Annotated in this window: 12 protein-coding genes; 6 read left to right on the top strand and 6 right to left on the bottom strand. The window is 38.2% G+C overall.

All coding sequences use genetic code 11. From position 1 onward, the window contains the following. From menD to ACEW8U_RS04945, 3 genes are all read right to left on the bottom strand, one after another. The coding region (menD, locus tag ACEW8U_RS04955) for a 2-succinyl-5-enolpyruvyl-6-hydroxy-3-cyclohexene-1-carboxylic-acid synthase (protein ID WP_373520929.1) at positions 1 to 789 on the bottom strand (789 nt) is incomplete at its 3' end. 2 nt (positions 790 to 791) lie between these two features. Further along, the gene (locus ACEW8U_RS04950; protein WP_373520928.1) at positions 792 to 2,003 is read right to left on the bottom strand and encodes a chorismate-binding protein; all 1,212 of its coding nucleotides are present in this window, start codon (positions 2,001 to 2,003) and stop codon (positions 792 to 794) included. A gap of 1 nt (position 2,004) precedes the next feature. Next, positions 2,005 to 2,427 carry a hotdog fold thioesterase gene (locus ACEW8U_RS04945; protein WP_373520927.1) on the bottom strand — a complete coding sequence of 141 codons (423 nt, stop codon included), beginning with the start codon at positions 2,425 to 2,427 and terminating at the stop codon, positions 2,005 to 2,007. 54 nt (positions 2,428 to 2,481) lie between these two features. On the opposite strand from ACEW8U_RS04945, the gene ACEW8U_RS04940 reads away from it, so the two are divergent. Beyond that, positions 2,482 to 3,111, top strand: a complete 630-nt coding sequence (locus ACEW8U_RS04940; RefSeq protein WP_373520926.1) for a histidine phosphatase family protein — start codon at positions 2,482 to 2,484, stop codon at positions 3,109 to 3,111. Here the strand turns inward: ACEW8U_RS04940 and ACEW8U_RS04935 are convergent. From ACEW8U_RS04935 to ACEW8U_RS04925, 3 genes are all read right to left on the bottom strand, one after another. Then, positions 3,089 to 3,511, bottom strand: coding sequence for a hypothetical protein (locus ACEW8U_RS04935; RefSeq protein ID WP_373520925.1), 423 nt, complete (start codon positions 3,509 to 3,511; stop codon positions 3,089 to 3,091). The genes ACEW8U_RS04940 and ACEW8U_RS04935 overlap by 23 nt on opposite strands. Before the next feature lie 108 nt (positions 3,512 to 3,619). After that, positions 3,620 to 4,384, bottom strand: a complete 765-nt coding sequence (locus tag ACEW8U_RS04930) for a zinc ribbon domain-containing protein (protein WP_373520924.1) — start codon at positions 4,382 to 4,384, stop codon at positions 3,620 to 3,622. A gap of 3 nt (positions 4,385 to 4,387) precedes the next feature. Continuing rightward, a complete protein-coding gene (locus tag ACEW8U_RS04925) occupies positions 4,388 to 5,488 on the bottom strand; it encodes a Nif3-like dinuclear metal center hexameric protein (protein ID WP_373520923.1) in 1,101 nt (366 codons plus the stop codon). Between the two features lie 42 nt (positions 5,489 to 5,530). Here ACEW8U_RS04925 and lpxK point away from each other — a divergent pair, with 42 nt between their 5' ends. The 5 genes from lpxK (at position 5,531) to ACEW8U_RS04900 (ending at position 12,237) form a co-directional block, all read left to right on the top strand. After that, positions 5,531 to 6,586, top strand: a complete 1,056-nt coding sequence (gene lpxK, locus ACEW8U_RS04920; protein ID WP_373520922.1) for a tetraacyldisaccharide 4'-kinase — start codon at positions 5,531 to 5,533, stop codon at positions 6,584 to 6,586. Next, a complete protein-coding gene (locus tag ACEW8U_RS04915; RefSeq protein ID WP_373520921.1) occupies positions 6,576 to 8,552 on the top strand; it encodes a putative porin in 1,977 nt (658 codons plus the stop codon). Before lpxK ends, ACEW8U_RS04915 begins: the two co-directional genes overlap by 11 nt. A 6-nt stretch (positions 8,553 to 8,558) precedes the next feature. Continuing rightward, a complete protein-coding gene (locus ACEW8U_RS04910) occupies positions 8,559 to 9,170 on the top strand; it encodes a tRNA-(ms[2]io[6]A)-hydroxylase (RefSeq protein WP_373520930.1) in 612 nt (203 codons plus the stop codon). 128 nt (positions 9,171 to 9,298) lie between these two features. After that, a complete protein-coding gene (locus tag ACEW8U_RS04905) occupies positions 9,299 to 10,543 on the top strand; it encodes an ABC transporter permease (RefSeq protein ID WP_373520920.1) in 1,245 nt (414 codons plus the stop codon). A 2-nt stretch (positions 10,544 to 10,545) separates the two neighbouring features. Next, positions 10,546 to 12,237 (top strand): GMC oxidoreductase, encoded by a 1,692-nt coding sequence (locus ACEW8U_RS04900; RefSeq protein WP_373520919.1) that lies wholly within the window; start codon positions 10,546 to 10,548, stop codon positions 12,235 to 12,237.

The following is a 12,237-nucleotide window of genomic DNA, read 5'->3' as shown; positions in this document are numbered from 1 at the left end:
GTCATGGAAAACGACTGTGTGCTCTGACTGCATGTTGGAAATAGTATCGGATACTACAACTGCTTTTCCTGAGATTGTAATATCGTCCAATATTTTTTGAATGTCCTGATCAGGTCTTTGCTGACCGGGTACAATCAATATCTTTTCAAACTTTTCCAAAGAAACTGAAAGTAGGTTTTTTGCTTCATTCGAAAGGGATTTTTCTATATCAATTGCCTCAATAGATCTTACATCTTCCGTGAAACTGAATTTCTCATTTGTTTCGGGATAGAAAGGCTCACGCAGTGGAATGTTGATATGCACCGGTCCTTGGGGAAACTGCATTGCCAGGTTTATAGCTTCATTTGCCAACCTATTGGCATGCCATACCTTATCAGGATGACCATATTCATCTGGAAACTGGAAAGAACCTTTAACATGTTGCCCGTATATATTCGTTTGCCGTATGGTCTGCCCGTCCCATTGATCTATCCATTCCGGAGGCCGGTCTGCCGTAATTACCAAAAGCGGGACCTGCTGAAAAAACGCTTCCGCAATTGCAGGAGCATAATTATAGGCCGCCGAACCCGAGGTACATAGAATGACTACCGGATGAGACAGTTGTTGGGCCATCCCTAGGGCGATAAAAGCCGCAGACCTTTCATCAGAGATGGTCCTGCAATGAAAGCCTTTATGACGGGTAAATGCCAAAGTAATTGGTGCACATCTTGAACCCGGGGACAATATCGCATTGGATATACCCATTTTGTGGCAAAGAGAAACTAGATCGTTAATGGATTGTAAGGTCAAAATCAGTTGTTCAGGTTAAGGTGTTTTCCAATAATGTCACATTTCATTTCAGTTTCTTCCCATTCTTGATCTGGAATAGAGTCTTCTGTTACGCCTGCTCCGGCATATAGTATAGCTTGATTTTCCAATAGTCGGGCAGTCCGTAGATTCACATAGATTGAGGTTTCTTGTTCTATATTTACCGGACCGATAAATCCCGCAAAAAGTGATCTGTCAAATTTTTCATTTTCCAAAAGAAACTCAAGTGCTTCTTTTCTGGGCATACCACATACTGCGGATGTTGGGTGCATCAATTCAAGCATTACGGACCCAAGTTGAGGAAAGTTAGTCTTCTTCATATTGACCTTAAAATCAGATCTCAGGTGCAATAAGTTACCCGCCAAGACTGTTTTTGGTCCATGTTCATCATACTCCCTCAATCGGATTTTTTTGAAACAATCCACGATATACCGACTTACCAATGCCTGTTCTTCAATTTCTTTTTGAGTCCATGCTACTGATTTAAGTGGGTTATCCCCTTGTGCTTTTTGGGTGCCGGCAAGTGACATGGTATAAAATTCATCTCCTTGGGTTTGGATAAGTATTTCTGGGGAGGCTCCAATCCAAGTGCCTAAATCAGGAATATGGAAAAAATTAATAAATGCATTTGGGTAGGATTGTATCAAACTTTTTAAAGATGAGATCAAGTCAAAGTCATGATTTAACTTTATTTTTTTTATCCTTGCAGGCACAATTTTGCTTAATTGACCTGAATCAATGGCTTTGATTCCTTTTTCTACCAACTCTAAGAATTCATTTTTGCTACATTCTATCGATGCTTTTTCTCCTATTGACTTTCCATCTTCTACAAATTTTTTTTTGATATCCTTAGCAAATTCATCCCTGGATTTGATTTGTGTGATTGGCTCCAAATCATCTTTTTGGTGTGTAAAATTGATATCCAAGTCAATTTTAAAATAAGAATTAGCTTCAAGGAAAAAAGCTTTTTTATCCTCTTGGTCTTCAAAAGGGTGCACAATAAAACCAGGAGTCAGCTCTTCAAGATTAGGAGTTACTCTTTTTAAAATACCTGTCTTGTCAATCAGTACCTGTAAAAAACCGGATTTTGGTTTTCTCCAAATAGCAATTTGATGTCCTTCATGCATTTGCTGGGATATTAGATTGCCAAGGTAATTTTGAAGTGATATTTGATCAATATCGGTAGTAGTGTACATATTACTTTCTTTCAATAACAGCAATTGTAATTCTGCTGATACAGCTCAATTCGTCATCTTCATTGAAGATTTTTATTTCCCATACTTGGGTTTTTTTACCCAGATGGATTGGTTTGGTAATTCCTTTAACAATTCCACTTTTTACGGATTTGAGATGATTGGCATTGATTTCCAAACCTACACAGTATTGCTCTCTTTGGTCGACCGTCATTGTTGCTGCCACAGAACCTAATGTTTCGGCCAGAACTACATTGGCCCCTCCATGTAACAGACCAAGTGGCTGTTTGGTTTTAGAATTTACAGGCATAGTTGCTTCCAAAAAATCATCTCCTATATGTGTAAACCTAATGTCCAAAAAATCTGTCATGGTACCTTTTCCCATGTTATTAAGAGTTTCTAGACTGAGGTTTGCAGGAAATATCATGGATTGTGAGATAAATTTTTTTTCTTTGAAAACTGAAAACAAAAATAAAGAAACTTGCTAACTAAAAAAATCTACTTGATAAGGCATGGTCAAACTGATTACAACCTCCGAGGAGTTGTACAGGGCAGTGGGATAGATGCACCATTAAATTTTAACGGTCAAAAACAGGCAGCTGCTTTTTTTGAACATTACAAAGATGTACCATTTGGAAAAGTATATTATACAGGTCTTCAGCGTACCAAACAATCCATTCAGGGATTTATTGACCTAGCATTGCCACACGAGGGGGTTCCTGATTTAAATGAGATTTCATGGGGGAAATATGAAGGCTTACCGATGTCCAACGAAGAAAATAAATATTATGAATCAATGTTGGAAAAGTGGAGCTCAGGCGATCTTGATTATGCAATTGAAGGTGGAGAAAGTCCCAATATGGTAGCAAAAAGGCTTCAAAAGGGTATCGATTACATTCTTTCGCAGCAAGTTGAGACTATTTTAATTTGTATGCATGGGAGGGCAATGAGAATTTTACTTGCAGTCTTGTTAGGTTATGATCTAAGATATATGGATGTGTTTTTACATCAAAATCTCGGACTATACCTATTGGATCAAAATACTTCTGGGAATTTTTCAGTTGAAAAATTTAATTGTGGGGATCACCTCAAGGACTTGGAACTACTTTAATGGCTTTCCCTGATTTTTTAATTTTTGGTGACTTATCTTCAAAAGAAGCCAAAAGGTATTGATAAGTGTTTTTGCTCTCATCCATATCAATAATCTGAAAGGCTAATTCTCCTAAGGAAGAAACCTTATTGGCATTCACACGAATTAAAAAATCAGCCAATTGAACTTTATCTATGTTATCATAGGGAACCTTGATGATTATAGCAGCATCAGAATTACCTGCATAAGATTTTGTCTTAAACACATTACTCAAGCTTAATTCGATATAAGTAGTACTTGTTTTGTTGGCTTTCAGTTCTGCTTTGTCGAAAAGAATCAAAAAGGTTTTTTCTTCTGGATTTTTAGCAAATCCTAAAGAAACTATACTGATAAAAAAGATGGATAGAAATATTCTTTTCATAAGTGCAAACTATAAAAAGAAAACGGGTTAAACAAAAAATGGTTCGAATTCAGTTATATATTCCGAAAAAAAGAAAAGCCCGATATTATCGGGCTTTTGTAATATGGATTAAGCTCTGCTTCTCTTTTTCTTGGTTACTTCTTCCTCTATCTCGTCTTCCACACCAGCAAATATTCTTCCGCAATGTTCGCAGACGATGAGTTTCTTTTTCTCTCTGATATCAGCCTGCCTTTGGGGTGGTACTACATTGAAACAACCACCACATGCACCTCTTTTGACCATTACCACGGCAAGACCGTTTTTGGCATTGGTTCTGATTTTGGTGTAAGATTTTGAAAGCCTTTCCTCAATTTTTTTGAGGGCTTTGTCTCTATCACCTTTAAGTTTGGATTCATCATTTTCACTTTCAGCGACTATGGTATCCAATTCAGATTTTTTATTGTCAAGATCCTTTTTTCTTTCAGAAAGGATACCTTTCAATTCTTCTACTTCAAGATTTTTTGTTTCGATTTTGGCTTGTGACTCTCCGATCTTCTTTTTGGACACCTGAATTTCCAAATCCTGTAATTCCAATTCTTTCGTGATGGCGTCATACTCCCTGTTGTTTCTGACATTCATCTGCTGTTCTTGGTATCTTTTGATGAGCTTCTCTGATTCTTTGATATTATCTTTGAATCTTTTGATATCATCTTCCAAAGTTCCTAGGTCAGTATTGAATTTTTCCAATCTGGTTTCATACCCAATAATCTCATCTTCAAGGTCTTGGACTTCTTCTGGAAGTGCTCCTCTTACTTTAAAAATCGCGTCGAGTCTGGAATCTATTTTCTGAAGGTTTAATAAGGCTTCAAGCTTTTGTGCAACTGTACTTTCCATGTACTATATGTAAGTTATGGGATTCGTAACTACTTTTGTCAAATAGAGTGCAATATTACTAAATTTTTGCGACAATAAATCCAAGAGTAATTCTTTTGTGTAAATTTCACTTTCATAATGACCGATATCACAAATAATCAATTGATTATCAGCATCAAAGAATTCGTGGTATTTGATGTCGGATGTAATGAAAATGTCAGCCCCTATTTTTTTTGCCTCAGATAATAGAAAAATACCCGCTCCTCCACAAACTGCAACGGTTTTGATTGACTTTTCAAGTAACGAAGTGTGTTTTATAATCTGCAGGTTCATCTTGGATTTTAAATGAATAAGAAAAGCTTTTTCTTCCATTGGCTGCATCAGTTCACCGATCATCCCTGCACCAACCTCTTGATTTTCGTTTTCAAGTTGCTGAATAAAGTAGGCCACTTCTTCATAGGGATGTGCTTCTTTGAGGCTTTCAAGTACTTTTCGTTCCAAATGTTTTGGAAGAAGAACTTCTATTCTGGTTTCTGGCTCCTTATGGGGTAATCCTTTTGTCCCTTTTTGAGGGTTTGATTTTTCAGAAGGAGTATAAGTTCCGGTCCCTTGTGACAAAAAACTACAACCTGAATATTCACCTATCAATCCTGCACCTGCAGTAAACAAAGCCTGTAGAACCTCTTCTGCAACTTCAAGAGGAGCAAAGGTGGTCAACTTTGACAACAATTCTTTTTTGGGTTGAAGAATTCTGGTGTTGGTCAATTCCAGCTTATCACAAATCTTTTTATTGACACCATGCGCCACATGATCTAAATTAGTGTGAATGGCATAAATGGCAATATCTTTTTTAATGGCTTTTATAACAGTCCTTTCAACATAGTTTTTACCTGTAAGACTTTTTAATCCTTTGAACACGATCGGATGGTGGGAAACGATCAAATTGCAACCCAAACTGATGGCTTCCTCAACCACTTCTTCAGTTGTATCCAATGTGCAAAGTATTCCAGTGACTCTATCATTAGGGTTGCCTGTTATTAATTGGGCATTGTCATAGGATTCCTGAAAGGATGGCGGAGCTATTATTTCGAGGTAAGAAACTATTTCCCGAATCGTGTAATCCATATTTTTTATTTTACTTTGTCCAAAATTAAGGAAAAATAGCCAATGCGCTGGTACGACCCCTTGCTTTATCCTTTTGCTGCAATCTATGATGGTATCACCTATTACCGTAACAGGATGTTTGAAACAGGAAACAAGAAAAGTATATCATTTTCGATACCGACCGTCGTTGTAGGTAACTTAAACCTCGGAGGTTCCGGCAAAACACCCATGGTGGAGTTTTTAATTGAATTGCTACTCCCTCATTTAAAGATTGCAACTTTGAGCCGTGGATATGGAAGGAAGACTAAGGGATTTTTGATGGCCAGTAAAGATTTAGGCCCATCTGAAATCGGAGATGAGCCATTTCAGATTTATGAAAAATTCGGAAAGAGTATCTCGGTGGCTGTAGGAGAAAAAAGGATACTGGCAATTCCTGAAATTATTAAACAAAAACCACAAACTGATTTAATACTGCTAGATGATGCTTTTCAGCACAGGTATGTTAAAGGGGATTTTAACATACTTTTGACCACATTTCAGAAGCCTTTTTTCAAGGACAGAATTCTTCCTTTAGGTACTTTGAGGGAAAATATCAATGGAGCAAAAAGAGCCGATGTGATCATTGTGACCAAATGTCTTGATCATCTTTCAGAGAGTGATAAGGTATTTTACATAACTGAGATAAATAAAATCACTAATGTTCCGGTGCTGTTTTCAGGAATTGAGTATGGGGATCCTGTTCCTATTTTCGATCCACAACCCAAGTCTTTTGAAAAGGTAATCCTTGTATCAGGTATCGCTAACCAGACTTTGTTTGTCTCTGAAGTAAAAAGAAGATTTCAGGTAGTGGAAACCATAACCTTTGAAGACCATCATAGGTATAAAGAGGCAGACTTGATCAGAATATCAAATTTGGTTAAAAAACATCAGGATTGTATGATTTTGACCACTGAAAAGGATGCTGTTAAACTTAAAAACAAAGCCTTTTATAAATATGTGGCAGAATTTCCGATTTTTGCCTTACCGATAAAAATAAAATTGATTGAGAAGGATAAAAAATTCCTTTTCGATCAGATCACCAAAATTGTCAAGGACAAAGCGTATATCCGTGAGATTTAACCCAGTTATCTTTCTTTTTTTACTTGTAAGTTTTTGGGCAGTCCAGTCTCATGCTCAAATCAGACCTACGGGGCCTCCAACAGGACCTCCGACTAGGACGCTCCAAGAAAGAAATACCAATTTGCAGCAAGGGGACCTCAATCAGGAATCTCAGGAACAATCAGGTGAGCGTAAAAAACTAATTGATGACAGTACCAAAATGGTTTTCGGACCCAAGACAACACTTTATTTTTTGGAGAAAGATATCAAAAAGAATTTAACAAAAAAGTTTGAAGTGGATACTGTCCTGACTGGTTTTCACTATTATGAACCCGTGGCTAAGTCAGGCTGGATGTACCAGGATTTGAGCAATATTGGGAGTGCTGCAAAACCTATTTTTTATGATACCCCCCAAATGATCGGGACTATCTCTGGATTTCATGTCTATGATCTTTACCATCACTCAGCTGACAGTATGCGGTATTTTGACAGTAAATCCCCCTATACCCAAATGAATGCTTTCTTTGGTGGAGGCAACAGGAATATGCTGGACCTTGCCTTTGCAAGAAATGTAAATCCCAGATGGAATGTAGGTTTCAATTTCCATACCATCAAAGCAAGAAAAACCCTCAATCCAAATGCAAGGGATGATAACTTAACCGAAAACACTTCATACTCTTTGCATACAAATTATAAGTCAGAAGACGGGAAGTATTTATTGTTGGCAAACCTTTCACGGACGAGACATCTAGTCAATGAACAGGGGGGAATCATCTCACCAGATATTGATACTACTTCTTTGTTCTTTGCCTATGAAGATGCCAAGGTCTGGCTGAGAAATTCCCGGGCTACAGATCTCAGGCTCGATTATCACCTGTATCATGAATACGAAATAGTAAAGGGGTGGCAGGTTTACCATGTATTTGATAAAAGAAAGCAAGATGTTCTTTTCAGATCCAATCTCAATAGTTCTGATACTTTGTTTTTCAATAGATTCAATCCTGAAAGGTTTGTATCTAATGACAGTACTTACAATAGAGGTCATTTTTCAGAATGGAGAAATGAGGTAGGGTTCAAAGGTGATATTGGACCTTTATATTACAATGCATTTGCAAAATTCAGGTCAGGGAGAATGCATATGTATGATAGCGTGAGAAGAAGAAACAATTTCAACGAACTTTTTTTGGGTGGAGCGCTTCGGGGTGATATCAGCGAGAAATGGAGGTTTGAAGCAGAGGGGGAATATTTACTACCGGGTGCTTTCAGGGTTAAAGGACTTTTTGTCTCACCTTTTCTGGAAGCCTCATACACCAAAGCTTTGTATAAACCGACCTCTGTTCAGGAGTTTTACTCAGGCAATCACCATAGCTGGGATAATACGTTTTCCAATATTGGGGTAGATCAAATTAAGGGAGTTCTTAAAGCGGATTTCCCCAGCTGGAATTTCAGGCCCAATATCACATTGAACAGGGTGAATAATTATGTCTTTTTCAATGAAAACCAACAAGCCATTCAATCTGATGGCGGCGCTTTCATGTTGATTCCTGGATTGACCTATTCATTCCATATCAAAAAGAAATTTTTCTGGGAGTCAGAGTTGTATTATACAATCATTACAGGGGAAGGAAAAGATAATTTAAGGATACCTGAAATTGTGGCAAATTCTAGGATTTACTTCGATAGCCCGATGTTTGATGAAAATCTATTTATACAAATCGGACTCGAAGGACGATTTAGAAGTGATAATTTTGCCGAAGCTTATAATCCTGCTCTGCAGCAATTTCATTTACAAAATGAATTCAATGTTTTTGCTTACCCTGTTTTGGATTTCTTTATGAATTTAAGGATAAACAGAACCCGGGTTTTGGTGAGAATGAATCATATCAATATCAATATGATGAATGAACCAGGCTATTTTGTCACCCCTTATTTCACAGGATTGAGGAGGACATTAGATCTTGGGATTAGTTGGCCTTTGTTTGATTAAAAAATGATGCATTGGGAAGAAAGCACTAAAAATAAAATGTTGCACCTGCAATTACCAACCGATCCGCGTTGGGTAAATATTGCAGAGATGAACCTTGAGGAGATTTTGGTGGACCATGCTTATTGTGAACAAAAGGCGGCTTCTTCCTGTATTTCCTTAATTGTGAATTTTCATGAATTCGATGAATTGGTGGAAATTTTGACTACGGTGGTAGCGGAAGAATGGAGTCATTTTGAAAGGGTGTTGGATCAGATCAAAAAAAGGGGGTACAAATTAGGCAAGCCAAGAAAAGACGAATATGTGATCAAGTTATCAGAATTTGTCAAAAAAGGAGGGAGCAGGGAAGACCAATTGGTAGAGCATTTATTGATGAATGCTTTGATTGAGGCAAGGAGTTGTGAGCGGTTTAAGCTTCTTTCCAAAAATATCCTTGCAGAAGAGCTTAAAAAATTCTACTATGAATTAATGGTATCCGAAGCGGGCCATTACGTGAACTTTATTGAATTGGCACGGAAATACAAAAACGAGGAAAAAGTCAATACAAGATGGAAAGAATGGTTAGCCTATGAAGCTGAAGTAATTCGGAATCTTGAAATAAGGGATGATAGAATGCATTGACCTTTTGTAGTTATAGTTAAGTGAAATTATTTTTTTTTATCAATGGGAAGATTTTTTTCTGGAATATACTTAATATTAAAATTGCAACGGGAAGCATAAAGTTATTTGTGTCCCATTTTGTACAGAATATGAATTTGATCGAAAATATAAAAGAAGCACTGAAGTCGGTTAAAGTTAATCTGCTGAGGACTATACTGACCGGAACTATTATAGCTATAGGGATTATGTCCCTTGTTGGAATGCTGACCGCCATTGATGGAATCAAGGCGCAGATAGCAGACAGTTTTTCTGGTTTGGGAGCCAATAATTTTGACATCAGATCAAAAGGATTTTCTGGAGGAAGGGGTGTCCAGCAAGGAGTTGCGGAAAAAACCTATCCTATTGTAAGGTATAAAGAGGTGATCAACTTTCAGGATGAATTCAGTTCAATAGGCCCATCTACGGTATTTACTACCGTATCAGGTGCTGTTGAGGTGAAAAGGGGCTCAAAAAAAACCAATCCCAACGTTCGAGTTACCGGGATCGATGATCAATACTTCAAGATTAAAGGTTTAAAAGTAGAGACGGGGAGAAACTTTAGCAATACAGAGGTTCGTTACGGTACCAGTGTCTGCGTTATTGGATTGGATATTGTAGAGACGTTATTTGCAAAGGATGAAGATCCCATAAATGATTACATTACTTTCTATGGCAGAAGGTACACTATTGTAGGCATTCTGGAAAAACAGGGTAGTGTTGGAGGTGGTTCAGGTGCTGACAGGGCAATTTTTATAACTGTAGAGAATGCAAGCAGGTTGGATAGTAGAGGTACTTTTAGATACTCCCTTACGGCAAGTGGTTCTGATCCATTGAAACTTGAATATGAAATGGGACAAGCCACAGGTATCATGAGGAAAATCCGACAGGATAGGGTAACTGAGGAAGATTCATTTGAAATCGTCAAAAGCCAATCCGTGGCCGAAAGTCTTGAGGAAGTTGCCGGCTATCTAAGGATAGGTGGATTTGGTATTGGTTTTATAACGCTTTTGGGTGCTGCTATCGGTCTTATGAATATCATGTTGGTATCTGTAACAGAAAGAACAAGGGAAATTGGAATACGCAAAGCGCTAGGTGCTACACCATTGAGGATCAGGCAGCAATTTTTAATTGAGGCAATCGTAATCTGTATTTTGGGAGGTATTTTAGGAGTTATCTTTGGCATAGCTATTGGAAATATTGTTGCAAATATTATTGGTCCGGGAGGTTTCTTGGTCCCATGGTTTTGGATTTTTGTAGGACTTGCCATTTGTATATTTGTCGGCTTGGCTTCAGGTTACTTTCCTGCGAGAAAAGCCAGTAAACTCGACCCAATCGAATCACTCAGATACGAATAAATATGAACAAAGAAAATGAATTTGATGCAATCGTAATTGGATCAGGCATTAGTGGTGGCTGGGCAGCAAAAGAATTATGTGAAAAAGGGCTTAAAACTCTTGTTTTGGAAAGAGGCAGAAATGTGGATCAGAAGAAGGATTACCCTACCATGACTGCTGCAACTTGGGATATGCCCCATCGAAATAAGATGCCACTTTCCGATAAATTGGAAAATCCCGTTGTCAATCGTTGTTATGCTTATGCTGAAGATACAGCGCATTTTTTTGTTAAGGACACAGATCATCCCTATGTACAGGAAAAGCCATTTGATTGGGTGAGGGGATATCAAGTTGGAGGAAAGTCTTTGCTTTGGGCAAGGCAAACCCAACGTTGGAGCAAGTACGATTTTGAAGCACCAGGAAGGGATGGCTTCGCCGTAGACTGGCCTATCAGGTACAATGAAATTGATCCATGGTATAGTTATGTGGAGCGGTTTGTTGGAATCAGTGGCAGTAAAGAAGGAGTTGAAACCTTGCCTGATGGAGAATTTCTTCCTCCTTGGGAAATGAATTGTGTAGAAAAAGTGATCAGGGACAGGATTGTAGAGGCTTACAAAGACAGGCATGTCATGATAGGTAGATGTGCCCATTTGACTGAACCTCAACCACATCATCTAGAGCAGGGTAGAGGTCAGTGTATGGCGAGAAATCAATGCCAAAGAGGATGTCCATATAATGCATACTTTAGTTCCAATTCATCTACATTACCTGCCGCTGCTGCAACAGGTAATTTGACAATTAGACCCGATTCGGTTGTACATTCCATCATTTATGATGATGCAAAAGAAAAGGTGACTGGAGTGCGGGTAGTTGATAGCCTCACTAAAACAACCACTGAATATTACGCTAAAGTCATTTTCTTAAATGCTTCAGCAATCAATTCAAACCTGATACTCTTGAATAGCTCTTCAAACAGGTTTCCCAATGGTCTGGGAAATGATAGTGGATTATTGGGTAAATACATTGCATTCCATAATTATCGCGGAAACATAAGCTCTTCGTTTGAAGGTTATGAGGATAAATTTTATTTTGGTAGAAGACCCTGTGCTGTAATGATGCCCAACTTCAGGAATGTTGAAAAACAAGAGATGGATTTCCTTAGGGGGTATATGACGTTTTACAGCGCTGGGAGAGGGGGATGGGGAGGTAAACCAAATGCGCCTTTTGGTGAAGAATTCAAAGATCAGAATTCCACACCGGGACCTTGGGGGGTATTTATGATGATGCAGGGGGAAACCATACCCAAAGAGCAATCCAAAGTATCCCTAAGTCCCGATAAAGTTGATAATTGGGGAATGCCTCTTTTGCATGTGGATGTGGATTATGATGAAAATGACATTAAATCCATGAATGATTTTTTTGAACAGGGAACTCAGATGCTGGAAAAAGCAGGCTGTTTCAACATCAGAACTAGGGATACCAAACAAGCTCCAGGTTTGGATATTCATGAGATGGGGGGTGTCCGTATGGGAAGAGATCCGAAAACCTCATTGCTGAACGGCTGGAATCAAATGCATCATTGCAAAAATGTTTTTGTCACTGATGGCGCTTGTATGACTTCTACCGGAAGCCAAAATCCATCCATAACATATATGGCTTTGACTGCTAGGGCTGTGGATTATGCTGTAAAGGAGATGAAAAAGGGGAATATATAA

The sequence above is a fragment of the Aquiflexum sp. genome, from assembly GCF_041751335.1.
Taxonomy (GTDB): Bacteria; Bacteroidota; Bacteroidia; order Cytophagales; family Cyclobacteriaceae; genus Aquiflexum.
Note: the sequence above shows the minus strand (reverse complement) of the source record. Positions and strands in the feature narration are given on the sequence as shown.